Raw genomic sequence first — 24,916 nt, forward strand, 5'->3', positions numbered from 1 at the left:
GTCGCTTCCCGACAGAATCTGCAACGTCGGTTGTCCACACCCACGACACGCAGTATCGAATTTCAGATCCGACCTACTAGCGATCGATAATTTGCCAACGCCGTCGCGCGTCGCTTTCATGCCGGCCATGGGGACGAAATCACGCGAGGTCATCTGGAGCGGCCGGATCATGGGGGCGGAGATCTCCGCCAGGCATGCCCGCGAGGAGGCGAAGAAGGCCGTCCGTGAGGCCGATCGGGCCGAAGCCGAAGCCTGGTCGGTCCGCATGGAAGGGTACGGCGGCCCCTCGCAGCCGTCTCCGACCATCGCGCAATGCCTCAACGGCGGCATGGGCTGGCTCGAGGTCGAGTGCAACAGGTGCAAGTCGCGTGCGAGCCTGCCGCTCGATGCGATCCGCCGTCCGCGCGATACGCCGATCTGGAAGCTCGAAGCGTCGCTCAAGTGCCGGTCATGCCGCAAGGGACGTTCCGCACCGCCTGTTCACATGATCAAGCTGACCGCGACGCGAAGCATCACGCCGTACAAATGGGTGCATCCGACCGAGGAGAGATAGCCTCACTACACCCTCTCGCTCGCCTCCACCGGCGTCGAAGGCAAAGACCTTCGAGCCGACGGCTTTGACCGTGATGATCGCGCTGGGTTCGGCTAGTCCCCCGGCCGGGCAGATTGCCGCGGCCGGGGATGCCGCAGGGTGTTCCCTGAGTTCCTAGCTGCTGAAAGCGGTGTCCTTCGCTTGCACAAGGCGATGTTTCACGGTCCGTGCGATCGCCGCCGGGGCTTCGTCAGGGATCGCGAAGCAGGAGCTGGCGTTGATCTCGCACAAGACGTACGTGTCGGCACCGGCCGCGTCTTTCGGGCCGTAGAGGAAGTCCGCGTCCCAGATGACAGGGAGCGACGGTTCGCCGATGCTCAGTAGCTGCGTCATGCCTGGCGTCCATTCGTCCTCCATCGACCTCCGGAGCGCCTGAAATTGCGGCGCATCGGGTCCGTGCATGATCCGCGGGCCCGGTTGCGCTTCGACGGAGTCCGGGCCTTCGGGCGGCGGTGGGATCAGGGCCTTGATCCGCTGGTGCCCGAAGCCTGCGACCTTGGAGCCGCTCATGTAACAGCGGATCATTCCGTCGGGCAGGCGGGGTTGAAAAATCTGGTCGATGATACAGCCGCCCCAGCCGAAATACGGCTCGCATCGCGCGATGAACGTTTCGAGCGGCACGTCCTCGGGCATGCTGCCGCGTTGCGCATGGAGCACCCGGACGACGGCCTCCGTGTTTGGCAGCGCCTCGACCTTCCAGACGCCCTGGCCGCCGTTGCCGCGATTTTGCTTCAGCACGCGCGGACCGTTTGTCCGAAGGCGCGACGGAAATTCGGCGCGGAACGCGGCGGCGTTGTCATAGCGATGGGTATCTGCGCCCCAGCCGAGATGCCTCGTTCGGTACAGCACCTCCTTGACGCCCATCTTCAGGATGACGTCGGGATGCGCGCTCACCCATGGTCCCTGTGCCGCAACATCGCGAAGCAGGGGATCGAGCTCGGCGCGCGTCTTGCCCTGATGGATCGGATCGACCCAGACGAGCACGCCATCGACCGCGCGCAATTGATCGCGGACGACGTCGGCGAAGGTCTCGTCGTAGATGACCGGCCGGGCTTCGATGCCGATGGCGGCGAGGGCCTCGAAGACGCGGACGAAGCGGCTGTTCTGCGCCGTTGCGTCCGCCCTTGCGGCGGCATCTCCGCGCGAGAGGATAGCGATTGTTTTCGGAGGGGAGATGTCCATGCGCAAGCTCCATAAATGGCGTGCTGCGCAGATCTTGGACCGAAGTCTCACGGGGAGTCTGCGTCGTCCCCATGCGGACAATCTACGTGAGATGGCGTTCAGATTTCAAGCCGTCGTTGTCGCAGTTCCATCCCGAGTGTGAACTGTTCGTGACGTGAGCTCGCGCGGGCACCGGTTGACAGCCGGGCTCCCCAGGTTTCTATTGAGCGCGACGGGGGACTTGCGATCTCCCCGCGAGGCGACATGCCGAAGAATCGCGTCCTGCCTTTCACCAGGGACGCAGCATGTCATCCGCCATCTCGATCTCATTCCACTCTTCGTATCGGTCCAGCACGGCGCGCCGCTGCGTGGCGGCGCGCGCGTCGTTGCGGGCACGGACCTGCGATCGATTCGCGGGGCACTTCACCTGGGGCAGGGACACCACCAGGAGAATGATCATGCGAACACGGACAATCCTTCACACCCTTCTACTTCTGGCGGTCACGGGGGGCGTGCCGACGGCACGCGCACTGACTCAAGACGAGCTGATCGCCAGGATCCAAGCCGCCGGTTACTCGCAAGTCGGCGACATCAAGTCGACGGCCGAAGGCACGACCGCCAGGGCGATGAAGAACGGCAAGAAAGAGCGGCTCGTGATCGACAGCAGCGGACAGATCAAGGAACGAAACTGAGACACGACATGAAGATGATGGCTTTCGCCTGCGATGGTCTTGTCGCCCGGTATCGCGACGTACGCCGCAGGCTCGAGTGATTGTCTCAAGACTCAGGAGTGAAATCATGAGAAGCACGCTCTTCGCGCTCGCCGGTCTCGGCGCCTGCCTCCTCGGCCTCGTCCCGACGGTTCAAGCGCAGAACGTCGACTGGCAGAAGGTCGATGAGACGCTGGGCCGCAAGCCCGCCGTTTCAGACGATGTGCACAGGTACGGCTTTCCCCGTAGCGACCTCTCCGTGACTCTCGACGGAGTGACGATCAAGCCGGCGCTGGCGCTCGGCGGCTGGGTCGCGTTCAAGCCGGGGCATGGCGGTGCCATGGTCATGGGTGATCTTGTGCTGCTCGAAACCGAGATCAATCCGGTGATGGCGAAAATGATCGCGAGCGGCCTCGAGATCACTGCCATCCACAATCACCTTCTACGCGCGAGCCCGGCGACGTTCTACATGCACGTCGCCGGACACGGGGACCCTGTCAAGCTGGCCTCGGCAATCCACGACGCACTTGCCGAAAGCAAGACCCCGTTGACCGTCGCAGCGCCGTCGAGCCCGCCGCCTGTCGTGGATCTCGACACTGCAAAACTTGACCAGATCGTCGGCGTGAGGGGACAAGCCAATGGCGGCGTCTACCAATTCAACGTGAAGCGACGCGACCCGATCACGCAAGAGGACGTGCTGCTGACCCCCGTCGGTCCGATGGGCGTTGCGATCGGCATCAACTTCCAACCGACGGGCGGAGGAAAGGCGGCCATCACGGGCGACTTCGTGCTGACCAGCGACGAGGTGAATCCGGTGATTCTCGCGCTCCGGACGCACGGTATCGAAGTGACCGCGCTGCATAGCCACATGCTGAACGAGCAGCCGCGCCTGTTCTTCATGCACTTCTGGGCCAACGACGACGCCGTCAAGCTCGCCGAAGGCTTGCGAGCTGCCCTGGACAAGACCGCCAGCACAAAGAGTTGAACCAGGGAATGAAGGAGGGAGACGTCCGATGCCTTACGAAATCAAGCCGATGCCGTTCGATCCGAAGTCGATCAGCGGCATCTCTGAAAAGGTGCTGGTGAGCCACTACGAGAACAACTACGGCGGCGCGGTGAAGCGCCTCAATGCGATCACCGCTCAACTCGCGGAGCTCGACTTCGCCAAGGCGCCGAACTTCGTCATCAACGGACTGAAGCGCGAGGAGCTGATCGCGGCGAATTCGATGATCCTGCACGAGATCTACTTCGATGGTCTTTGGCGGCGCCGACAGGCCAAGCGGCGCTCTCGCCGATGCGATCGCGCGCGACTTCGGCAGCATTGAGCGCTGGAGGACGGAATTTTCGGCGATGGGCAAAGCGGAAGGCGGCGGCTCGGGGTGGGTGATCCTGTCCTATTCCCCTCGCGACAGGAAGCTCGTCAACCAATGGGCTGCCGATCATACGACGACGCTCGCCGGCGGCCGTCCGGTCCTGGTGCTCGACATGTACGAGCACGCCTATCACATGGACTTCGGCGCTGCGGCCGCGCGCTACGTGGACGTCTACATGGAGGCCATTCGCTGGAACAACGCTGCCGAACTGTACAAACGATACGCCGGTGAAACCTGAGGAGTGGCCATGGAAAAGCGTCCGACATGACAGCTGACCGGTTCGGGGATCAGGACAGCCGATGATCTGCACCGCCTGGGCGTTTCCGTTTCGACCGTCTGCATGGGCGAGGCTTGTTCTGGCGTCCGTCCTTGCTTTGTTAGTGGGAGGGAACACCATGACCCAGATTTCGAATTTCGACGACGCGCCTGCCAGAATGCCACCCGTAGGATGGACTCTCACCATGACGGGTCGGGGAGAGCCGAAATGGACCGTCGAGGCCGAGCCCTCGGCGCCAAGCAAGCCGAACGTCCTCAAGCAATCCGGACAGGCGACTTTTCCGCTGGCCATCAAGAGCGATACCGCCATCCGCGATGGCTTCGTCGAGGTGAAATTCAAGGCCGTTGCCGGGTCCGCGGACCGCGCCGCAGGAATCATCTGGCGCGCGAGCGATGCCACTAATTACTACGTCGTCCGGGCCAACGCGCTCGAGGACAACGTCGTGCTCTACAAGACGATCGACGGCGTTCGAACGCCGCTGGACATCGTCGGTCGCAAGGGTGGTTATGGTATCAGCACGCCGGTGTCGTCCGGGCAATGGCACGCGCTGCGTTGCGATTTCGCGGGAAGCCGGTTCAAGGTGACCTATGACGGACAGCCGTTGTTCGAGGTGGAGGATGCCACCCTCACAAACGCCGGTATGATCGGTCTATGGACCAAGGCGGATAGCGTGACGATGTTCGACGATCTGGCATATGACGGAATCAAATAGGCATCTGTCCGCAGCTCTTCGTGGCGCCGACCCGGCGACGTCGCGGAATACTCAGGAGTGCGCGCAGGTTGACAGCTTGGCCGTCCGGGTTTCTAGTTCGGGCAGTGGGGATCCGCGACCTCCCCCTTAGATGGATGTCCATCCAAGCGCGCGCCACCTCGTTCGGGGGAGCGACGTCATGGATGGATTTGTTTTTGCTCTCTTTGCGCTTGCCGCGCTGGCCGGCGGCTTCGTCAGCGGCTTTTCCGGCTTCGCCATGGGCCTTGTGGTATCCGGCGTATGGCTGCACATCATCACGCCGATGCAGACGGCGACCTTGATCGCCGGCTACGGACTGCTCACCCAAGGTTACGGCATCTTCAAGCTGCGGCACGTCCTCGACCTGCGAAAGGCCTGGCCGCTCGCGCTTGGGACCATCATCGGCATACCGATCGGGGTCGGCATTCTCGCTTACCTCAACCCCGGTTATCTCCGGTTCGGTGTGGGCGTGCTGCTGGTGCTCTATGCAATCTATGGCCTGACGAAGCCCGTATTCGCTCCAATGAAAATTGGAATCGGAGCCGATATCGCCATTGGTGTCTCCAACGGTTCGCTGGGCGGCCTGACGGGGCTCGGCGGCGTCATCTCGACGATTTCCTGCCAATGGCGTGGTTGGCCAAAGGACGTGCAGCGCGCTGTGTTTCAGCCAGTGCTGTTCGTGGCGTTCGTCGTCATTTCGAGCTCCCAGGCCGTCGCCGGTACTATTACGAAGGAGACGCTGACGCTCTATGCATTAGGCGTTCCCTTCATGGTCGCCGGCCTTTGGTCCGGCTTCAAACTTTTCGGCAAAATCAACGACGAGACCTTCCGCAAGACCGTGTTGGCGCTCTTGCTGCTCGCGGGCTTGTCGTTGGTGGCGTCGGTGCTGCAGCTCGCCCTCCGATAATCGCCTCAACATGAAAAAACCCGCAGCGGATTGCTCCGCGCGGGTTTGACGAAACGTTCGATGCTGCCATCCTCATACTGTAGATTTTACTTCGGATTTGACTTGAGATTTTGTTGAAGAAGGCCGCCGGCTTGACCCGACCGGTCAATTAGCGGAGCACCGCGCATCACCGGCGCCGCAACTTGCCTTCCGGCGCGGGCCTCGCAGCCTTGGCGCGGGACTTGGCGTAATCGGCCGACATCGCCAGCGCGGGGTCACGATCGCGAAGTTCCTCGGCCACGATCGATTGCAGCCAGCGGACCGCGGGTTCGTTGTCCATCCGGCGGTGCCAGTGCTGCCTCAATTCGATCAGAGGTATGGAGACCGGCGGCGGCAGGAGCTTCAAGCCCGCGTCCGCGTACCAGGCCCCGAGCGAGAACGGCACCGTGGAGATCATGTCGCTGGTCGCGACCAGTTGCGGCACGCTCATGAAATGCGGCAGGTGCAGGACGACGCGGCGCTGCAACTTGAGCTCCCGGACCCGCCTTTCGAAGATCTCCTGACTTCGCCCCTGCTGGTTGACGGCGATATGGTCCGCCGCGAGAAACTGCTCGAGCGAGAGGGTGTCACCGATCGTCGGATGGTCCTTGCGGACGATGCAGGTGAAGGGGTGATCGAACAGATCTTCGGTCACGATGTTCGGACCAACGAGGTCGGGAAAATACCCTATCGCGAGATCGATCTCGCCGCGTTCGAGCGCGTCCTCGAGCTGCTCATGGGATGTCGGTACGCATCGCAGGCTCGCGCGGGGAGCCATCGTGCGGATGCGTTGCAGGATAGGCGGGATGAAGATCAGAACGCCGATGTCCGACGTCGTAACGGTGAACACGCGGTCGCTTTCCTCCGGCACGAAGCGCGGTTTGCGCAGGATCTGCTGATCGACCGTCGCAAGCACGACCCGCACCGCCTCGGCGATGGATTCCGCGAACGGCGTAGGCCTCATGCCGCGTCCCGTCGACAGAAACAGCGGATCGCCAAAGAAATCCCGCAGCTTTCGCAAGCCGGCACTGGCCATCGGCTGGCTCATGCCGAGCTGGCGCGACACCGCCGACAGGTTCTGCGCGCGAAACAGCCCGTCGAGCAGGAGCAGCAGGTTCAGGTCGAGCCGTCTGATATCCATAATCCTGATAGCTTGTATTGAATAATACCGGATTTTCAATGACGGCGTTCTGCGTGATGGTGCCCCCGCAACGCCCCGCAGAGGCGGCTTTGGGAGTGAAATCAGAGGCGTAGCCCCACGGACACGCGGCCTCTCAGCACCCTCAGTCCGCCTCTCACCCTCTCAACATCCGCTCATCGCTTGATGCGGCCGGAAGCCGGTCGTCCGTGGCCGCGAGGAACTGTCGATTTATGCTCGCTGAAACTGCATCGAGGTCGAACTACATCCTCACGCTATCGTGCCGTGATGTGCCCGGGATCGTGGCCGACGTCTCGCGCTGCCTGTTCGAGAACGGCGGCAACATCGTCGAGGCCGCGCAAGTCGACGAGATCATGAGCGAGCGCTTCTTCATGAGGGTCGGCGTGGCCCTCTCGGAAGACGGTGCCCGGGGAGCGCGGGCCGGGATCGAGACCATCGCCCGGAAGTTCGGGATGGAGTGGAAGCTCCGCGCCCAGGCTGAGCGCAAGCGCGTCCTGCTGTTCGTCTCCAAATTCGATCACTGCCTCGGCGATCTTCTCTACCGCCATCGTCTCGGCGAACTCCACATGGACGTCGTCGGGATCGTCTCGAACCATCCGCGCTCGGCGCTCACGGTCAGCCTCGTCGGCGACATTCCCTTCCATCACCTCCCTGTCACCAGGGATACGAAGATCGAGCAGGAGGCGCAGATCAAGGCGATTGTCGCGCAGACGCGGGCCGATCTCGTCGTCCTCGCGCGCTACATGCAGATCCTCTCGGACGATCTCTCCCGCCACCTGGCGGGGCGCTGCATCAACATCCACCACAGCTTCCTCCCGGGATTCAAGGGCGCCAAACCCTATCACCAGGCACATGCGCGCGGCGTGAAGCTGATCGGCGCGACCGCGCATTTCGCGACGGGCGATCTCGACGAAGGTCCGATCATCGAACAGGACGTCGAACGCGTCAGCCACCGCGACACGCCGGAAGACCTGGTCCGCAAGGGCCGCGACATCGAGCGCCGGGTTCTTTCCCGCGCGGTCCATCTCTTCCTCGAGGACCGCGTCATCATCAATGGCGAACGCACCATCGTATTCGCCGACTGAGCAGAACGGAGACGACATCATGCTGACACCCAAGGGCATGCGCAGGACGCCCGAAGGCTACTTCACCTCGCGTTGGGGTCTTCCCGAATATACCGACTGGATCGACGAGAGCATGTCCTGGAAGGAAACCTGCGCGCTCGGCGACTGGTCGTTCCTCTGGGAGCGGCGCTTCAAGGGTCCCGATGCCCTGAAGCTGTTCTCGGACACTTCAGTCAACAGCTTCCAGAAGTTCGACGTCCGGCAGTCGAAGCACGTTGTCCATACCAACAAGCAGGGCAAGGTCATCGCGGAAGGCATCCTCACGCGCCTGTCCGACGACGAATTCATGCTGTTCGGACGCGGCACGTTCTGGGTCGACTATGTCAGGCGTCACGGCGACTACGACGTGACATCGGCGGCCGACGACTGGTTCAATTTCCAGGTCCAGGGCCCGACCTCGCTGGCGTTGCTCGAGAAGGTCTCGAAGCAGTCGCTGCGGGACGTGAAGTTCATGCATTCGGGTGAGATCGAGATCGCCGGCTGCAACATGCTCGCGTTGCGGCAGGGCATGTCGGGCGAGATCGGCTTCGAGCTGCAAGGACCGATGACGCGGGCGGCGGCCGTCTATGACGCCATCGTCGCCGCTGGCCAGGAGTTCGGCCTCCGCCGCATCGGCGGCCGCGCGATCTTCATCAACCATCTCGAAGCCTGCTTCCCGACGATCGTCACCGACTACATGCCCGCGATCTTCGACCATGAGATGAAGGAGTATCAGGACGAATTTCGTGCCGCGATGCCGGGCTTCGCGTCGACGTTCAACATCGCCGGCAGCTTCCAGTCCGACGATATAACCGACTGGTATCGAAGCCCGGTCGAGCTCGGCTGGGGCAAGAGCATCAAGTTCGACCACGAGTTCATCGGGCGCGCCGCGCTCGAGCAGGAGCTCGCCAGCCCGCGGCGCGTGATCCGCACGCTGGTCTGGAACGGAAGCGACGTGGCCGACGTCCACGCCTCGCTGTTCCAGAAGGAGCAGGAGCCTTACCAGTACATGGAAATGCCCCGCGACCAGCGCGGCTTCATGTACGCCGATCGCGTGTTGAGTGGCGGAAAGGACGTCGGCGTGACGACGTCTCGGGGCTACAGCTATTTCTTCCGAGAGATGATGTCGCTGTGCACCATCGACGTCGATCATGCCGAGATCGGTACCGAGGTTGTCGTGGTCTGGGGCGAACCGGGACGTCGACAGAAGCATATCCGTGCGAAGGTCGCTCCGGCGCCGTACAAGAAAGACAATCGCCGCACTGACCTGTCCAAGGTCTGAGGCGCAGCCATGACCGCGCGCATCATCGATGGCAAGTCGCTTGCTGCCGACGTTCGAAAGGACGTGGCCGAGGGCGTCGCCGCCCTCGTCGCCGGCGGCGTGGCGGCGCCGGAATTGGCGGTCGTGCTGATCGGCGACGATCCAGCGAGTCACGTCTACGTCGCGAACAAGGTGAAGCAGACCGAGGCCGTCGGCATGCGCTCACGTCGCTTTCAGCTCGATGCGGGTACGACGGAAGCAGCGCTTCTGGATCTGATCGAGGGGTTGAACCGTGACGCGGCGGTGAGCGGCATTCTCGTCCAGTTTCCGCTGCCGCCGCACATCGACACCGCGCGCGTCGTGACCACCATCCATCCGGACAAGGACGTCGACGGATTCAATCCGTTGAACGTCGGACGGATCGCGGCCGGCATGCAGGGCGCGCTGGTCCCGTGCACGCCGCTTGGCGTGATGCGTCTGATCAAGTCGGTGCATGACGACATCGCCGGGCTCGGAGCCCTCGTCGTCGGGGCGTCGAACGTCGTCGGTCGTCCGATGGCGCGGCTGCTGCTGCACGAGTTGTGCACGGTTTCCATCGCGCATGTCCGTACCACCGATCTCGAACGGAGATGCCGGGAAGCGGACATCCTCGTCGTCGCGACCGGTGTCCCTGGTTTGATCCGGGGCCATTTCATCAAGCCGGGCGCGACGATCATCGACGTGGGGATCACCCGCATCAAGTCCGGAGCAGGTGCCGACAAGCTCGTCGGCGACGTGGCCTTCGACGAGGCGATCGAAGTCGCCGGCGCGATCACGCCGGTGCCCGGCGGCGTCGGGCCGATGACCATCGCCTGCCTGCTCGCCAACACCTTGAGTGCGGCCCAAATGGAAGCCGCCCGGTCGAAGGCGGCGGAGGTCGACGTGACGGCGGCCTGACGTGCGGCTCGGGCGAGAGCATCCGAAGCCGCGTGGCTTCCACGACCAGGAATTCGAAGGACCAGCACAAAGGGGGAGAAGAACGTGACGACACAGACATTGGAGACGACGCAAAATCCTGTCATCGACATCGGATCGCTGGCTGAAGACGGGGCGTGGACGACCCCGCGCAAGCAGGTTCTGCTGCTATGTGCGCTGGCCATCATTCTCGACGGCCTGGACAATCAGATTCTCGGATTCGCCATCCCGTCGATGATCAAGGAGTGGAGCGTCACGCGTGGTGATTTCGCGCCGGCCCTGGCGCTCGGCTTCGTCGGCATGACGGTCGGCACGCCGATCGGCGGCATCGTCGGAGACTGGCTCGGACGCAAGGTGGCTCTCATCGCGTCGGTCTTTCTGTTCGGCGCGGCAACTCTGGCAATCGCAGCCGCGCATGGTGTGGGCGAGGTCGGCCTGTATCGATTCCTCGCGGGCCTCGGGCTCGGCGGCGCGCTTCCGGCGGCGACGGCGCTGATCGCCGAATTCACGCCCAGGCGAAATCGAAGCCTCTCCGTGATGTTGGGGATCGTCTGCATCCCGATCGGAGGCATGATCGGCGGCGTGCTCGCGGCCCAGCTGCAGCCGGAATACGGATGGCGCATGCTGTTCGTGATCAGCGGTGCATTGCCGATGATCGTTGCGTTGATCCTGGCGATCGCATTGCCGGAATCCCCGCAATATTTGTTGGCGCGCGGAGCCGATCCGAAGAGGGTGGCGAAGTCGGTGCAGATCCTCGACAGGACCGCCGTTTCGTCCAGCGTGTTTGTGGACGGGCGCGAGGCCGCGGTGGAGCGCGCGTCGGTTACGGCGCTGTTCATTGCCAGCCTTCGCCGCACGACGACGGCGCTCTGGATTGCGTTCTTCTTCTGTCTGCTGCCAGTCTACGTCCTGTACGCGTGGGCCCCGACGCTCCTGACCAGCAAGGGCTTTGACGTTCAGTCGGCGAGTTTTGGTCTGGCGCTGTTCAACTTCGGCGGCGTCGCCGGCTGTATCGTCACCGGCTGGGCGATCGGCCGATACGGCTCGCGGGTCGCGATCCTGACCGTGGCCGGCGCAGCGATCGTCGGTGCAGCGATCCTGGCGTCGATGCCGCTCTCGATTGAAACCAGGCCGCTGCTGATGACGCTTCTCTGTGTCGAGGGCTTCTGCCTGCTCGGCGCGCAGGGGTCGTTGTATGCGCTGGCCGCCTACGTGTACCCGACGAACGTCCGGTCGACCGGCGTCGGTGCGGCGGCCGGCTTCGGTCGGGCAGGGGCCATCGTCAGTGCCTATGTCGGCACGTTCGCCCTCAACTACGGTGCGACGATGTTCTTCGCCGTCATCGCCGCCTGCGTCGCCATCACATTCGTCGCGGTGGCGATCGTCGACATGCACCAGCCTGCGCAGCCGGCCGAGCCGTCGCGGGCTTCCGTGTGAGGGCGGTGCGGCTGCGGCCGTTCCGACCGGCGTGTCAATGACTTCGCAGGAACTGCCGGTCATGGTCCCGGCAGCCACCGGCTACTGTGCATGGGGTTGTTTTCGCATTTTTTGTTTTGAGGGTGCCGAAAACAGCCGCGCTCAGCGGCGGCCGCGCGGGGCCTCGGCCTTGGCCGGCTGCTCGGTCTGCGGCCCGCAGCTCGCAGCCTGAAGCGTTGCCTGCGCCTGCTGCATCAGGCCGGGCTCGGCGGCGAGCGCCTTCATCACGATCAGGCCGGTCGTGCTGGGGGAATCGATGATCAGGCGGTCGGCCGCGGTGACCTCTTCGTCCTCGGGCAGCTCGTTGTGCTGCGGCTCGGTCATCAGGTCGAGCTCGATCACCTTCTTGCCGGCGGAGCGGTCGTTGATGGCGTAATAGGCGATCTCGTTGCGGGTGTAGAACGACACCGAGGTGTAGGCCTGGCTCACCGGCACCGTCAGCTTGATCGGCCCGTTCGTGAGGTCGTAGCGGCAGATCGCGATCGCGAAGGCCGGGTCCATGAACGGCATCGGCGAATTGTTGGGATCGGCGAGGGGAAGCTGCGTGACGCCGTTGAGCTTGGTCATCGGCGTCAGCCGCGAATAGGCGTCCTGCGTCGCGATCCGCGGCAGCGCCAGCACGCTGACGAGGTGGACGACGAGGCCCAGCACCACACCCGCGACGATCGTGAACAGCAGGCGGATCATGAGCAGCCCACCGTCTTGATCGTGGGCATCGGCGCATCGCGTTGGGTGCGCGTCGCAACGCCGACCGGCGTGTCGTAGAAGCGCAGCATCAGCGCGTAGCGCTCGATGCCGCCGGTCGGCAGCCAGTTGCCGGCGCGCGAGCGCGAGGCGATGCGGATCTCGAACGAGCCGTCGGACTGCCGCACGATCTCCTGGCTGGTGAAGCCGTAGCGCTGCAGCGAATTGGCGACGAGGTGGCCCTTGCGGTCGTACAGCGTCAGCGTCCAGAACCGCGCCGGCGGCGTCACGCCGGAGACGACGACGTCGCAGCGGCCGTCGAGCGCCTTCTTCTTGTCGTCGGCGGTCGCGGTGAAGGCGACGCCGTCGCCGGTGCCGATCGGCAGCTCGCCGTTGCGCACGATGGTGGCGCGCGAATACGGATCGACGTCGGCGGTGCCGGTGCGGGGGCGGGCGGTCCAGGAACCGATGGTCAGCGCGCCGATCTCGGTGCCGCGCGTCGTCGTCATCCAGGTCGCGCCGACGCCGACCACGCTCGCGAGCAGAAGGGCCGTCAATGTGATCAGGATCAGCCGCACGGGTTTATGTCAGTTCTTGCGCGGGACGGATGCGTTCGCATTCTCTTCCGCATAGTTCTGTGGGAAGGCGAGTGCGCTCGTCGACGAGGCCGGCTTGGCCAGCTTGCCGTCGTCGGTGGCCGACTTGGTCGCGGTCCTGGCGGCGTCATCGAGCAGCTTCTCGACGCGCACCAGGATGTCCGCGCCGCGCTTGGTCAGCACGGGCGGCGGACCGGGCTTGGTCTCCAGCACCTTCGGCGCCGCGTTGGCCTGGGCGGCCATCGGCTGCGGCGGCAGCTTCTGGCCCATGCCGATGCCGGGGATCTCCCGGACCTCGACGCCCTGATGCGCGACGACCATGATGTCGTGCCAGGTCTGCGCCGGCAGCGAGCCGCCGGTCATGCGGTTGGTCGGCGAGTAGTCGTCGTTGCCGTACCAGACCGCGCAGGTGAAATTGCCGGTGTAGCCGACGAACCAGGCGTCGCGATACGCGTTGGTCGTGCCGGTCTTGCCGGCGGTCGGAATGCCGTCGAGCGCGGCGCGGCGCGCGGTGCCTTCGCTGACGACGTGGCTCATCATGCCGGCCATGTCGGAGGCAACGGAGGCCGGGATCGCCTGCCGCGGCTTTGGACCGTCGCGGTCCCAGCGCCAGACCGGATCGCCGGCGCCGGTGCGCACCTCCAGCACCGAATGCGGCGTCACAGCCTTGCCGCGGTTGGGGAAGGTCGCGTAGGCGACGGCGTGCTCGAGCACGGTGACTTCGTCCGAGCCGATCGGCAGTGACGGCGTATCGGGCAGCGGCGCCTTGAGGCCGAAGCGGCGGGCGACCTCGACGATCTTGGCGCGGCCGATCTTGGCCGGGTTCGGCGCTTTCGGCTGTTCCTTCTGGCCGATCGCGATCGACAGCTTCACCGGCACGACGTTGATCGAGCGCGTGATCGCCTGCGTCAGCGTCACCGACCCGGAGTAGGAATGGCCATAGTTCTGCGGGCACCAATTGCCGATGCAGACCGGGCCGTCGACCACGATCGAGTTCGGCGTGAAGCCGTTGAGGAGCGCCGTGGTGTAGACGTAAGGCTTGAACGACGAGCCGGGCTGACGATAGGCGTCGGTCGCGCGGTTGAACTGGCTGGCGCCATAGTCACGGCCGCCGACCATGGCGCGGATGCCGCCGTCAAGATCGGAAACAACGGTCGCGGCCTGCGTCGCGTGATAGTCGCGGCCGAACTGGCGCAGCTGGTTCTCGATCGCGTCTTCCGCGGCCTTCTGCACGTTGGTGTCGATCGCAAGGCGCACCACGAACACGCGCTCGGTGTAGGATTTCGGGAAAGTGTCGACCAGCTTGCGCATCTCGTCGAAGGCGTAGTCGAGATAATAGTTCGGCGAGGCCTCGTCGCGGCGGTCGACCGCGAAGGCCGGGTTGCGGCGGGCGCCGAACACCTGGCCCTCGGTCATGAAGCCGGCATCGACGAGGTTGTCGAGCACGACGTTGGCGCGGGCACGCGCCGCGGGCAGGTTGATGTGCGGGGCGTATTTGGTCGGCGCCTTGAACAGGCCGGCGAGCATCGCGGCTTCAGACAGCGTGACATCGCGGGCGGATTTGTTGAAGTAGAAATGCGCCGCGCCGTCGACGCCGAAGGTGCCGCCGCCCATATAGGCGCGGTCGAGATAGAGCTTGAGGATCTCGTTCTTGGTCAGGCGCCATTCAAGCCAGACCGCGAGAAAGGCTTCGTTGACCTTGCGCTCGATGGTGCGCTCGTTGCTCAGGAACAGGTTCTTGGCGAGCTGCTGGGTGATCGAGGAGCCGCCCTGGCGGACGCCGCCGGCCTGGGCGTTGGTGACGAGCGCGCGCGCGGTGCCGGCGATGTCGATGCCGAAATGCTCGTAGAAGCGGCGGTCTTCGGTCGCCAGCGTCGCCTTGATCAGCACGTCCGGAAAGTCTTCCAGCGGGATCGAGTCGTTATGCTTGATGCCGCGGCTGCCGATCGGGTTGCCGTAGCGGTCGAGGAAGCTCACCGCGAGGTCGGACTTCTTCAGCCAGTCCTCGTCCGCGGTCTCGCGGAAGGCTGGGATGGCGAGCGTGAGCATCACGACGAGGCCGCCGAGGCCCAGCGTCGCGGCTTCCGACAGCGGCTCGATGAACACCCAGCGCTTCCAGCGGCCGACATAGAACCGGTCCATGAAGGTCGAATAGCGCTCGTAGAGCTCGCGGATGCCCTTGGCCGAGGAGAACAGCGAGGAATCGATGCGCGCGTCGAGGTCCAGAAAGAAATTCCGGACGCGGCTCTTCCAGTTGGATGGTGTGTTCTGGACCACCTAGAACCCTTGAGGCTCGGTTCGACAGCGTTCAAGCACCCGGCCGGGGCGGCACTGGGACGTCTTGAGGGAATGTTACGGCAAACCCAAGGCGCCCGTTTCGCGTCCGAGGGGACTTGCCGTTCCTTCTAGCCGAGCAGGGTCTATAAACCAATGGCCAGGCTCACGATTTTGAACAACAGGCCTAATTGACCCCGGTTCATTACGGGCCTCGCGGAGGCGTTGCTTGCAGCCTCATGGCTGCACGCCCTAGATGGCGGTGCCGTAGCTCTTTCGAACCCTTGTTGAGGCGTATGACCGCAGCTCCCAAACGACCTTCCGGCCAGGAAGGATTCTTCTGGAAAACCAAGACGTTGGAAGAGATGTCGGGGCCCGAATGGGAAAGCCTGTGCGACGGCTGCGGCCGCTGCTGCCTGAACAAGCTCGAGGACGAGGATACCGGCGACATCTATTTCACCCATGTCGGCTGCAAGCTGCTCGATGGGGCGACCTGCGCCTGCAAGGACTACCCGAATCGTTCCGCCAAGGTTCCGGACTGCGTCCGCCTGACCCCGGCCAATGTCCGCACCCTGAACTGGCTGCCGCCGAGCTGCGGCTACAAGCTCGTCGCCGAAGGGCGCGATCTCTATTGGTGGCATCCGCTGGTGTCGGGCGATCCCAACACCGTTCATGAAGCCGGCGTCTCCGTGCGCGGCCGGGTCGAGGGCAGCGAGGAGGAGATCCCGGACGATGAGCTCGAGGATCACATCGTGCAATGGCCGGCACAGCTGCCGAAACGGGCACGCCTGAAGCGACGCCCGAAGGACTGATCCGCCTTCCGGTTTCGATCACGTCTGCGGGATGACCCCATGATGGGATGCACCCATGCGCGGCGGAGCCTGCCTGAGAAGAACTTTCCTCTCTACATTGCCTGCATAGAACGAATCCTTCGCGGCGTTGCGCCGCCTTACGGCTTCCGATCGAGATGAACAAGTTCGACCGGCAGAGCAGTTCTGCCGACATTCAGGCGTTGCCTGACGATATCGCCGAAGAGCTGTCCCGCCTTCCCAGCGAGGTCTTGAGCGTCGATGACGCACCCTCGCTCGCACCGCCGGCGCCGCTGTCGCAGGACGAGGTCCGCACCATCGTCATCAGCCTGATGCTGACGATGTTCCTGGCCGCGCTCGACCAGACCATCGTCGCGACCGCGCTGCCGACCATCGGGCGCCAGTTTCAAGACGTCTCCAATCTCTCTTGGGTCATCACCGCCTACCTGCTCGCCTCGACCGCGGTGGCGCCGGTGTTCGGCACGCTCAGCGACATCTACGGCCGCAAGGCCATGATCATCACCTCGCTCAGCCTGTTCGTCGCGGGCTCGATCCTGTGCGCGGTCGCGCCGAGCATGCCGATGCTGATTCTGGCGCGCGGCCTTCAGGGCCTTGGCGGCGGCGGCATCATGCCTGTCGTGCAGACCGTGATCTCCGACGTCGTCTCACCGCGCGAGCGCGGCCAGTACCAGGCCTATTTCTCCAGCGTCTGGATGGTCGGCGGCATCCTCGGCCCCGTGATCGGCGGCGTGTTCGCCGAGCATCTGCACTGGTCGATGATCTTCTGGATCAACCTGCCGCTCGCGGCTGCGGCCATCGTGATGCTGCTGCCGAAGATGAAGAAGATCCCGGTGTTCCACCGCAAGCGCAAGGTCGACTGGCTCGGCGGCGTTCTGCTGATGGCCTCCGCGGTCGTCTTCATGCTGGTGCTGACCTGGGGCGGCACGCGCTTCCCGTGGCTCTCGCCGACCGTGCTGTCGATGGTTGGTGCGGCGGTCGCACTCGCAGTTACCTTCGTCTGGCACGCGCGCCGCGCCGACGAGCCGTTCCTGCCGCTGAAGCTGCTGACGGGATCGGTCGCGCCGTTCGCGCTGACGGCCGGCGGCTGCGGCCTCGGTGCCATCACCGGCCTCACCGTGCAGCTGCCGCTCTATTACGAGCAGGTCTATCATCTCAGCGCCAGCGAGGCGGGCCTCGCACTCATTCCGCTCGCGGCCGTCTCGACCTGCGGCGCGGCGATCGCCGGCCGGACCATGGCGCGCGCCAAACACTACAAGCGCGTCGCCATCATCGGCACGTCCTGGGCCGCGCTGTGCGGCCTCGCCCTGACGGTCACCACCTTGCCGCTGTGGGGCCTCCTGACGCTGATGGCCGCGTTCGCGCTCGGGCTCGGCACGACGTTCCCGGTCTGCGTGGTCTCGCTCCAGAACTCGGTCGCGCGCCCGCAAGTCGGCACCATCACCGGCGCGATGAACTTCTTCCGCTCGCTGATGTCCTCGTTCACGGTCGCGGCCTTTGCGGCGATCCTGCTGATCGCGCTCGGCACCGACGTTCCGCTCGCCGGTGAGCATCACGTCGCGGGGGCCATCGTCATTCCCGCCGACGACATGCGCCACGCGTTCCGCTTCGTCTTCGGCGCCGCCACCGCGCTGATGACCACCGCCGCGCTCTGCCTGATCATGATGGAGGAGCGGCCGTTGGCCGGCCCCTCCGTCACGCAGCCGGTCGAGATGGCGGAGTAGCTAGCCGCCGCGATCGTCGTAGGCGTCGTCTCCGGTATTCGTCTTCCGCGCCTTCGCCGCAAGCTGCTCCTTGAGCCGCGCCAGCGCCTCGGTGGACCAGTCATGGACATCGGTGACCGCGACCCAGGCATCGACGTAATGCTCGGGCGCATAGACATGGCCGAAGCCCATCGGCGTGCCGTTCGCGACCGCCATGTCGAGGGCGAGCTGCAGCATCGTCACGACAGGATACCATCGCAGCTCCGGTGACACGTCCGGCCCGCGCGGCGCCGTCATCCAGTCCGGGGCCTGATAGGCGTCGCGGTAGGCAAAGAACGTGATCGCGTCGCTGGCGTACTGCAGATAGACGACGCGCATCGGACCCCAGGGCGCATCGGCCGGCACCGTCGGCCCGTTCTGGTTCATGAAGCGCACGAAGCGGCTGTCGCGGAATTCCGGCAGCCAGGCCGGCGTGCCCGGATTGCGGTTCGCGGTGATCCAGCGCCAGATGCGGCTCTCGAATGGGGCCCCGCTCCACAGCGCGCCGGCAATGGGATCGCCGATCGTCTCGAACAGCTCCGCGGATTTCTCCGAGTTCATGGCGCCGAGGCTCAGTCCGTGCAAATACAGCTTCGGCCGCCTGTCCTTCGGCAGGCTCGTCCAGTAGCCGTAGATCTCCGCGAACAGCGCGCGCGACGCCTCCGCACCGTATTCGGGCTGAAACAGCAGCGACAGCGGGCTGTTGAGATAGGAGTACTGCATCGCGACGCTCGCGACATCGCCATGGTGGAGGTACTCGACCGTGTCCATCGCGGCCGGATCGATCCAGCCGGTGCCGGTCGGTGTGATGACGATCAGGATTTTGCGGTCGAAGCCGTGCTGGCGTTTGAGCTCGTCGAGCGCAAGCCTGGCGCGCGCTTGCGCGGTGTCGCGGCTGCCGAGGCCGACATAGACGCGCACGGGATTCTGCGCAGGCCCTCCCGTAAGGGTGCCGATCTCGGCTGCGGTCGGGCCAGACGCAACGAATCGGCGCCCCATGCGGCCAAGCTCCTTCCACTTCACCAGTGACGCAGAACTGCCTGTTCGATCGGGGGCGGCCGGTTGCGGCCGCTCAGGCTCTTGCAAGGCGTCGAGCTCGCGGAAGGAGGAGTCGAGTGCGTTGAACGCCGCGCGGATCAGGACGTTGCTGGCGATCGACCAGAACAACAGGGCAGCAGCGAGCACGCCGATGACGTTCGCGACATTCCGCGGAACTAGGCGTCGTGTGCGCGCGGCGAGTAAGCGGGCGACAAGCGCGAACAGCCGCCCCAGCACCAGCAGCACGACGAATGTGATCAGGGCAATGGCGCAGACCTTGAACGGATGCGCGGTCTCGACCGGTGCCATCTTCATGACGGCACGGATCGAGTTCTGCCATTCGGCAGTGCGCCACAGAAAGACGATGACGACGAGCAGGCAGCCGACTGCCGCCAGCGCGTTCGCAATTGACCTTGCGCGCGACGAGGGCTCGGGCAGCTCGAGATAGTGCCACAGCCGGCGCCACAGGACGCCGGCGGAATAGCCGATCGCAAAGCAGCCGCCGGCGAGGGCGCCTTGCGTGAGATAGCTGCGCGGGATCAGCGTCGGCGTCAGCGCGGCCGCGAAGAACAGCGCGCCAAGCATGAGGCCGATGCCGGACAGCGACAGCAATTGCCGCCGAATGAGCCGCGCTGGATTCATGAAAGCACCTCCCGAGCGACGTTATCCTCTGCCGTCTGAAAAACTGCTCCTGCGCGGCAGCAGGATCGTGAACTCGGTAAACTCACCTGGACGTGTGTCGACGTCGATCGTGCCGCCGTGCTGCTTCACGATGATGTCGTGGCTCATCGACAGCCCGAGACCGGTGCCTTCGCCGGCCGGCTTGGTCGTGAAGAATGGATTGAACATCTTCGCCCTCACGTCTTCCGGAATGCCGGTGCCGTTGTCGCGGATGCGGATCTCGATGCTGTCGCCGCGATCGCGGGTCGCGGCGATCACCACCGGCTCGTAATCGCCGGCGCGACTGTCCGCCTTGCGCTTGCTCACCGCGTAAAACCCGTTCGAGATCAGGTTCAGCAGCACCCGCGTGATCTCCTGCGGAAACAATTCGGCCGAGCCTGCCGCCGGATCGAGCTCGCGCTTCAGCGTCACGTCGAACTGCGGCTTCTCGGCACGCGCGCCGTGATAGGCGAGGTTGAGGCTCTCTTCGACCAGCGCGTTGACGTCGCTCTCCCGATGCTCGCCGCCGCCCTCGCGCGAATGCAGCAGCATGTTCTTGACGATGGAATCGGCGCGCCTGCCGTGCTGCACGACCTTTTCAAGATTGTCTTTCAGAAGTCCCGTCAGCTCGTCGACCTCCGCGCGCAGATCGTCGGCGAGCGGGGCGGGCACAAGCACCTCGTTCAGCTCGTCGGTCAGCTCGGCCGAGAGCGAGGCAAAATTGTTGACGAAGTTGAGCGGGTTCTTGATCTCGTGCGCGATGCCGGCGGTGAGCTGGCCGAGCGAGGCCAGCTTCTCGGTCTGGATCAGCCGGTCTTGCGCCGCGCGCAAATCGTCGAGCGATTTGGCGAGCTCCCGCGTGCGGTCCTGCACCTCGTTGAACAGGCGCGTGTTCTCGACCGCGATCACGGCCTGGTCGGCAAAGGTCTTGAGCAGGCTGATCGCCTTGTCGGGGAAAGGGCCGGCCTCCGGCCGCGTCACGCCGATCGTGCCGATCGCAACGCCGTCGCGCAGCATCGGGATCACGAGGATGCTGCGATAGCCTCGGATTCGCGCTAGTTCCCGCATGGCCTCGGTCAGATCGGGCTCGTTCTGCATGTCGCTGCGGAATGCATAGTCTCCGCTGGTGGCGACCCGGCTGTGGATGCCTGATGCCGCAAGCGGCGCCGGAAAGGAGCTGAGCAGATCTTCATTGCCGGCCTCAACGTCGGTGGTGAAGGCGGCGAGATGCAGCATGCCGTCGATGACGCGGGTGACCGTGGAGGAATGTCCCCCGACCAGCGCCTTGGCGCTGTCGGAGATGGCCTGGAACACCGGCGTGACATCTGCCGGCGAGGCTGCGATCACTTTGAGGATGTCAGCGGTCGCGGTCTGACGTTCCAGCGCCTCCCTGGTGGCGTTGAACAGGCTGACATTCTTGACCGCGATCACAGCCTGGTCGGCGAAGGTCTGTAGCAGCCGCACATGATGTTCGGCGAACGCACCCGTCGCGCGCCGCGTGGCGATGATGATTCCGACGGCTTCGCCCTCGCTCATCAAGGGCGTGAACAGCATGCTGCGGTACCCGCGGGCACGCGCGATGTCGCGCGCCGCCGGTTCGCGCTCGGTGTCGGGCAGTTGCGCCGCCGCGCCATTGGCCACGAGCTGGTAGGGCGGGAACTGCGCGAAGGGCACCGGGAACGAAGACTGCAGCACACGATCGCCGGCCGGGTCGGTCGGCGTGAAGGCCGCAAGATGCGCCGCGCCGTCGACATAGCGCAGCACCGCGGTGGAGAAGCCGCCGATCAGCCGGTTGGCGTTGGCGGCGATGGCGTCGAACACCGGCTGCACGTCCGACGGCGAGGCGGCCATCACCTTCAAAATGTCGGCGGTGACGGTCTGCCGCTCCAGCGTCTCGCGTGTCTCGTTGAACAGCCGCGCATTCTCGATCGCGATCACGGCCTGGTCGGCAAAAGTCTGGAGCAACTGCACGAGATCGGGCGCAAACGCACCGGGCTCCGCGCGCGTGACGCTGATCATGCCGACCGGAGTGCCACGGTTCATCAGCGGCATGAACAGCACGCTGCGAAAGCCGCGCAGCCGGGCCAGATTGCGGTTCAGCTCGGGGACGCCGTCCGCTTCGCTATCGGGAAACTGGATCGTCTTCCCGTCGCGCACCAGCGCGAAGGTCGGAAAGTCCTCGATCCGCCGCGGGAAGTAGGCCTTCAGGCCTTCGTCCGCTTCCGGGCTGGTCGGCGTGAACGCGACGAGGTGCAGCTCGTCGCCGATGAACTGGAGCACGGTCGCCGAGAAGCCGCCGAGCAGGCGCTTGGAGCTGGACGCGATCGCGGCGAACACCGGCCTCGCATCGGACGGGGAGGCCGCGATGGTGCGCAAGATCTCGGCGCTGGCGCTCTGGCGATCCCTTGCAATCGCAAGCTCGCCGCGCAGCTGTGCGTTCTCGGCCGCGGCCGACCGCAATTGCCGCTTAAGCTCGTCGATCCCGGCGACGTCGTTGGAAGGGGTGGTCATTGGCAATCCGGCTTGATGCCGCGACGTGCGCGGCACCAGGGCGGATTATCACAACTCCCGCGGCCGGAGCCAGCGCCCAGCTCGCCTCACGTGCCCGGCCGCGACACCTCGGTCTCCTTGCTGGTGATGAATTCCAGCAGCACCGGCACGCCTTCTTTCGTCTTCTGGATGCCGCGCCTGATCGCGGGGATGATATCCTCCGGCTTGGTCACCCGCTCGCCATAGCCGCCGAACGCGCGCGCCATCGCGGCATAATCGCCGGAAATGTCGGTCGAACGATATTTCTCGGTCGAGATTGGCATCACCTTCAACTCGATCGCCATCGAGAAATTGTTGAGCAGGATCGACATGATCGGGATCCGCTCGCGCACCGCGGTCTCGAAATCCATGCCAGTGAAGCCGATCGCGGCGTCGCCCCAGACATTGATGCAGAGCTTGTCGGGCTTTGCGAGCTTTGCGCCCATTGCGAGCCCAAGACCGTAGCCGAGCTGCGTCGTCTTGCCCCAGCCGAGATAGGTGAGGGGCTCGACCGATTTCCAGAACGGCGAGAGCTGGTCGCGCGGGCTGCCGGCGTCATGCGTGATGATGGTGTTGTTGATATCGACGGTGTGCTGCAAGTCCCACAGCACGCGATAGGGGCTGAGCGGCGCATCATTGCTGGTGAGCTTTGGCATCCATTTCGCCAGCCACTCCTTGTGGGACGCGCCGATCTCGGCCGCGACCGCCGATGCGTCGCGATCCGCCGTGACGGTCTTGCCGATCTCCTCGAGCAGCGCATCGAGCACGAGCCCGGCATCGCCGACGAGGCCGATCGTGGCCTCCACATCCTTGTTGAGATGGTTCGGATCGAGCGTCGAATGGATGATGGTCTTGCCCTTCGGCATCGCGATGCCGAAATTGGTTTCCGTGAACGAGCAGCCGATGCCGAAGATGACGTCGGCTTCGGCGAGAAATTTCGGGACTGCGCGCGGCACCGCGAGGCCGCCGGAGCCGAGCGCGAGGGGGTGCGTTTCCGGAAACGACGACTTCCCCCCTAAGCTGGTGGTGACGGGGATCGCGAGCCGCTCGGCGAGCCGTTTCAGCTGCGGCCAGGCCTGCGCGTAATGCACGCCCTGGCCGGCATAGAGCACCGGCCGTTTTGCATTCACGAGCAGGGCGGCTGCCTCCTTCACATGGACAGGGTCGGCGCCGTAGCGCGTGCGCAGCACCGGCGTGTAGTTCAGCGGCTCCGGCACCTCTTCGTTCCACATGTCCGCGGGAATCTCGACGATGACAGGCCCGCCGCGCCCGTTCTTCAATTTGGTAAAGGCGCGTCGAAAAATGTTGGCGACCTCGGCGGCGAGGATGATGGGTTCGGAGGACTTCGCGAACGGCTTCATCGCCTCGCTGGAATTGAAGTTCGGCTCGATATGCGCGAGCCGGCGCTGATAACCCATCGGCAGCACCAGCACGGGAACAGATTCGCCGTAGCACTGCGCGACGCCACCCATCGCGTTCTCCGCGCCGGGCCCATGCTGCATGCAGAACGCGCCGATGCTCCGCCCCGACGTCACCCGCGAGATCGCATCCGCCATGTGCACGCCGACGCGCTCCTGCCGCACCATTACGGGCCGGATCTCGGCCTTCGCCGCGTGCTCGATCAGATGATTGACCGGATAGCCGCAGAGGATCTCGATCCCCTCGCGCTTCATGATTTCCGCGATCGCGGTGCCGAGCTTCATAGCGTCTCTCTCCTCGGGGCTTGGCCGGTTGGTCCCGGCTGGTTGGGCGAGAGAGGATCAGGAATCGCAGAGACGGTAAAGCACGGCTCGATGCTCATGCAGGTAGGTCAGCTATGCAGGATGGCCCCACCAATCGCTATCACTGCTTTCCCGGCGAATGGAGGCCCGCGAGGCCCTCTGTCGGCTGGAGGCTTGACCCAAGTCAAGCCGGCAGCCGGGTGCCGCATGGCATCATGATGGTGGTGGTGAGATGACGCACCCCCAATCTTGCAATTGCGCCCAGGGAACCCCGCATGAGCTACAAGGACCTGTTGCTGAGCCTCGCGAGTTATCCTGACAGCACGCCGCCACAGGCTGTCCAGGTCGCCGTCGATCTTGCCGCCAGCATCGGCGCCAGGGTGTCGGCAATCGCCTGCGAGATCAGGATCGCCGTGCCGGGCAGCTTCATGTCGCCGGCATTCCTGAATGTGCCTGCGCTCGCCGACGCCGAAGCCAAGAAGGGACGTGCACAGGCGGAGGCCGCGCTCGCCGCATTCCAGAAGCTGGCGGATGACAGGGCGGTGTTTGGCGAGCGGATACTCGAGCGCTGCCATGCGCCGGAGCTTCCGCGGCTGCTGGTCGAATACGGCAGGCTCCGCGATCTCACCATCGTTCCCGCCGAGGCGAATGAACTTGCCGACCAGCCGACGGCGGAGGCGTTGATCTTCGAATCGGGCCGTCCTGTGCTGATGTTGCCGCGTGAGCCGGGAAAGTCGTTCGCACTCGATACCGTGACCGTGGCGTGGGATTTCAGCCGTCCGGCTGCACGCGCGATCGGCGATGCCATGCCGCTGCTGACAAAGGCAAAGCGTGTTCACATCGTCACCGTGGCCAACGAGAAGCGCATTGATACGACGCGCTCCGGTCCTGAGCTGGCGAAACATCTCGCCCGGCATGGAGTGGACGTGATCCTGGAGACCGTGGATGCTCAGGGCCGCCCCATCGGCGAGGCGTTGGAAGCCGCCACGCGCGTCCATGACAGCGACCTTCTGGTCATGGGCGCCTACGGGCACTCGCGTCTGCGCGAGTTCGTGCTGGGCGGCGCGACGCGCAGTATGATCACGCGTCCGCCGCTTCCGGTGCTACTCTCGCACTGATGGCCG

20 protein-coding genes and 2 pseudogenes are annotated in these 24,916 nt (G+C 64.7%); 13 read left to right on the top strand and 9 right to left on the bottom strand.

The genetic code is table 11. The features are described 5' to 3' along the window. Positions 1–127: 127 nt before the first annotated feature. Positions 128–553 (top strand): hypothetical protein, encoded by a 426-nt coding sequence (locus NLM25_RS15150; RefSeq protein ID WP_254137467.1) that lies wholly within the window; start codon positions 128–130, stop codon positions 551–553. Positions 554–706: 153 nt separating this feature from the next. Here NLM25_RS15150 and NLM25_RS15155 read toward each other — a convergent pair whose 3' ends face one another. Next, positions 707–1,774 (bottom strand): Cj0069 family protein, encoded by a 1,068-nt coding sequence (locus tag NLM25_RS15155; protein ID WP_254137468.1) that lies wholly within the window; start codon positions 1,772–1,774, stop codon positions 707–709. Between the two features lie 268 nt (positions 1,775–2,042). After that, positions 2,043–2,213, bottom strand: coding sequence for a hypothetical protein (locus tag NLM25_RS15160; RefSeq protein ID WP_254137469.1), 171 nt, complete (start codon positions 2,211–2,213; stop codon positions 2,043–2,045). Here NLM25_RS15160 and NLM25_RS15165 point away from each other — a divergent pair. The 5 genes and pseudogenes from NLM25_RS15165 (at position 2,212) to NLM25_RS15185 (ending at position 5,750) form a co-directional block, all read left to right on the top strand. Further along, positions 2,212–2,445, top strand: a complete 234-nt coding sequence (locus tag NLM25_RS15165) for a hypothetical protein (protein ID WP_254137470.1) — start codon at positions 2,212–2,214, stop codon at positions 2,443–2,445. The two genes, NLM25_RS15160 and NLM25_RS15165, sit on opposite strands and share 2 nt — an antisense overlap. A 106-nt stretch (positions 2,446–2,551) precedes the next feature. After that, positions 2,552–3,448, top strand: a complete 897-nt coding sequence (locus NLM25_RS15170) for a DUF1259 domain-containing protein (RefSeq protein ID WP_254137471.1) — start codon at positions 2,552–2,554, stop codon at positions 3,446–3,448. Between the two features lie 28 nt (positions 3,449–3,476). Next, positions 3,477–4,074 (top strand): annotated as a pseudogene (locus NLM25_RS15175) (superoxide dismutase). 61 nt (positions 4,075–4,135) lie between these two features. Next, on the top strand, positions 4,136–4,825 hold the full coding sequence (locus tag NLM25_RS15180) for a hypothetical protein (protein ID WP_254137472.1): 690 nt from the start codon (positions 4,136–4,138) through the stop codon (positions 4,823–4,825). Between the two features lie 178 nt (positions 4,826–5,003). Further along, positions 5,004–5,750: a TSUP family transporter gene (locus tag NLM25_RS15185; protein ID WP_254137473.1), complete on the top strand. Its 747-nt coding sequence runs from the start codon at positions 5,004–5,006 to the stop codon at positions 5,748–5,750. Between the two features lie 166 nt (positions 5,751–5,916). On the opposite strand, the gene NLM25_RS15190 is transcribed toward NLM25_RS15185, so the two are convergent. Then, positions 5,917–6,909: a LysR family transcriptional regulator gene (locus tag NLM25_RS15190; protein WP_254117721.1), complete on the bottom strand. Its 993-nt coding sequence runs from the start codon at positions 6,907–6,909 to the stop codon at positions 5,917–5,919. 230 nt (positions 6,910–7,139) lie between these two features. On the opposite strand from NLM25_RS15190, the gene purU reads away from it, so the two are divergent. From purU to NLM25_RS15210, 4 genes are all read left to right on the top strand, one after another. Further along, positions 7,140–8,012, top strand: coding sequence for a formyltetrahydrofolate deformylase (gene purU / locus NLM25_RS15195; RefSeq protein WP_254137474.1), 873 nt, complete (start codon positions 7,140–7,142; stop codon positions 8,010–8,012). Positions 8,013–8,031: 19 nt separating this feature from the next. After that, positions 8,032–9,312 (top strand): glycine cleavage T C-terminal barrel domain-containing protein, encoded by a 1,281-nt coding sequence (locus tag NLM25_RS15200; RefSeq protein ID WP_254137475.1) that lies wholly within the window; start codon positions 8,032–8,034, stop codon positions 9,310–9,312. Between the two features lie 9 nt (positions 9,313–9,321). Then, complete coding sequence (gene folD / locus NLM25_RS15205) at positions 9,322–10,227, top strand: bifunctional methylenetetrahydrofolate dehydrogenase/methenyltetrahydrofolate cyclohydrolase FolD (protein ID WP_254137476.1); 906 nt, start codon at positions 9,322–9,324, stop codon at positions 10,225–10,227. A gap of 99 nt (positions 10,228–10,326) precedes the next feature. Then, the gene (locus NLM25_RS15210; protein ID WP_254137477.1) at positions 10,327–11,682 is read left to right on the top strand and encodes an MFS transporter; all 1,356 of its coding nucleotides are present in this window, start codon (positions 10,327–10,329) and stop codon (positions 11,680–11,682) included. 141 nt (positions 11,683–11,823) lie between these two features. Here the strand turns inward: NLM25_RS15210 and NLM25_RS15215 are convergent, their stop codons facing one another. From NLM25_RS15215 to NLM25_RS15225, 3 genes are read right to left on the bottom strand one after another with little or no spacing between them, the layout of a single operon-like run. Then, positions 11,824–12,408, bottom strand: coding sequence for a DUF1254 domain-containing protein (locus NLM25_RS15215; protein WP_254124237.1), 585 nt, complete (start codon positions 12,406–12,408; stop codon positions 11,824–11,826). Then, the gene (locus tag NLM25_RS15220) at positions 12,405–12,983 is read right to left on the bottom strand and encodes a DUF1214 domain-containing protein (protein ID WP_254117726.1); all 579 of its coding nucleotides are present in this window, start codon (positions 12,981–12,983) and stop codon (positions 12,405–12,407) included. The genes NLM25_RS15215 and NLM25_RS15220 overlap by 4 nt, the downstream gene beginning before the upstream one ends. Before the next feature lie 9 nt (positions 12,984–12,992). Next, the gene (locus NLM25_RS15225) at positions 12,993–15,278 is read right to left on the bottom strand and encodes a transglycosylase domain-containing protein (RefSeq protein WP_254117727.1); all 2,286 of its coding nucleotides are present in this window, start codon (positions 15,276–15,278) and stop codon (positions 12,993–12,995) included. A 293-nt stretch (positions 15,279–15,571) separates the two neighbouring features. Between NLM25_RS15225 and NLM25_RS15230 the strand changes: the two genes are divergently transcribed. Next, positions 15,572–16,087 (top strand): YcgN family cysteine cluster protein, encoded by a 516-nt coding sequence (locus tag NLM25_RS15230; RefSeq protein ID WP_254117728.1) that lies wholly within the window; start codon positions 15,572–15,574, stop codon positions 16,085–16,087. Between the two features lie 155 nt (positions 16,088–16,242). Continuing rightward, complete coding sequence (locus NLM25_RS15235; RefSeq protein ID WP_254117729.1) at positions 16,243–17,826, top strand: MDR family MFS transporter; 1,584 nt, start codon at positions 16,243–16,245, stop codon at positions 17,824–17,826. Here the strand turns inward: NLM25_RS15235 and NLM25_RS15240 are convergent, their stop codons facing one another. The 3 genes and pseudogenes from NLM25_RS15240 to NLM25_RS15250 all read right to left on the bottom strand — a co-directional run. Continuing rightward, entirely contained in the window at positions 17,827–19,524 is a 1,698-nt protein-coding gene (locus tag NLM25_RS15240) for an alpha/beta-hydrolase family protein (protein WP_254137478.1), read from the bottom strand. Between the two features lie 21 nt (positions 19,525–19,545). Then, positions 19,546–22,053: a GAF domain-containing protein gene (locus tag NLM25_RS15245; protein ID WP_254137479.1), complete on the bottom strand. Its 2,508-nt coding sequence runs from the start codon at positions 22,051–22,053 to the stop codon at positions 19,546–19,548. Between the two features lie 86 nt (positions 22,054–22,139). Next, a pseudogene (locus tag NLM25_RS15250) lies at positions 22,140–23,783 on the bottom strand (thiamine pyrophosphate-requiring protein); the annotation flags it as partial. Positions 23,784–24,085: 302 nt separating this feature from the next. Between NLM25_RS15250 and NLM25_RS15255 the strand changes: the two are divergent. Next, complete coding sequence (locus tag NLM25_RS15255) at positions 24,086–24,910, top strand: universal stress protein (RefSeq protein WP_309143598.1); 825 nt, start codon at positions 24,086–24,088, stop codon at positions 24,908–24,910. Positions 24,911–24,916 lie beyond the last annotated feature (6 nt).

The organism is Bradyrhizobium sp. CCGB01 (assembly GCF_024199795.1).
Taxonomy (GTDB): domain Bacteria; phylum Pseudomonadota; class Alphaproteobacteria; order Rhizobiales; family Xanthobacteraceae; genus Bradyrhizobium.

What these genes read in the sequence shown, in the direction of transcription:
- NLM25_RS15185 (WP_254137473.1), top strand. Translation starts at nt 5,004, where the DNA reads ATGGATGGATTTGTTTTTGCTCTCTTTGCGCTTGCCGCGCTGGCCGGC.
- NLM25_RS15200 (WP_254137475.1), top strand. Translation starts at nt 8,032, where the DNA reads ATGCTGACACCCAAGGGCATGCGCAGGACGCCCGAAGGCTACTTCACC.
- NLM25_RS15180 (WP_254137472.1), top strand. Translation starts at nt 4,136, where the DNA reads ATGATCTGCACCGCCTGGGCGTTTCCGTTTCGACCGTCTGCATGGGCG.
- folD (WP_254137476.1), top strand. Translation starts at nt 9,322, where the DNA reads ATGACCGCGCGCATCATCGATGGCAAGTCGCTTGCTGCCGACGTTCGA.
- NLM25_RS15245 (WP_254137479.1), bottom strand. Translation starts at nt 22,053, where the DNA reads ATGACCACCCCTTCCAACGACGTCGCCGGGATCGACGAGCTTAAGCGG.
- NLM25_RS15240 (WP_254137478.1), bottom strand. Translation starts at nt 19,524, where the DNA reads ATGAATCCAGCGCGGCTCATTCGGCGGCAATTGCTGTCGCTGTCCGGC.
- NLM25_RS15165 (WP_254137470.1), top strand. Translation starts at nt 2,212, where the DNA reads ATGCGAACACGGACAATCCTTCACACCCTTCTACTTCTGGCGGTCACG.
- NLM25_RS15215 (WP_254124237.1), bottom strand. Translation starts at nt 12,408, where the DNA reads ATGATCCGCCTGCTGTTCACGATCGTCGCGGGTGTGGTGCTGGGCCTC.
- purU (WP_254137474.1), top strand. Translation starts at nt 7,140, where the DNA reads ATGCTCGCTGAAACTGCATCGAGGTCGAACTACATCCTCACGCTATCG.
- NLM25_RS15155 (WP_254137468.1), bottom strand. Translation starts at nt 1,774, where the DNA reads ATGGACATCTCCCCTCCGAAAACAATCGCTATCCTCTCGCGCGGAGAT.
- NLM25_RS15235 (WP_254117729.1), top strand. Translation starts at nt 16,243, where the DNA reads ATGAACAAGTTCGACCGGCAGAGCAGTTCTGCCGACATTCAGGCGTTG.
- NLM25_RS15160 (WP_254137469.1), bottom strand. Translation starts at nt 2,213, where the DNA reads ATGATCATTCTCCTGGTGGTGTCCCTGCCCCAGGTGAAGTGCCCCGCG.
- NLM25_RS15230 (WP_254117728.1), top strand. Translation starts at nt 15,572, where the DNA reads ATGACCGCAGCTCCCAAACGACCTTCCGGCCAGGAAGGATTCTTCTGG.
- NLM25_RS15170 (WP_254137471.1), top strand. Translation starts at nt 2,552, where the DNA reads ATGAGAAGCACGCTCTTCGCGCTCGCCGGTCTCGGCGCCTGCCTCCTC.
- NLM25_RS15150 (WP_254137467.1), top strand. Translation starts at nt 128, where the DNA reads ATGGGGACGAAATCACGCGAGGTCATCTGGAGCGGCCGGATCATGGGG.
- NLM25_RS15190 (WP_254117721.1), bottom strand. Translation starts at nt 6,909, where the DNA reads ATGGATATCAGACGGCTCGACCTGAACCTGCTGCTCCTGCTCGACGGG.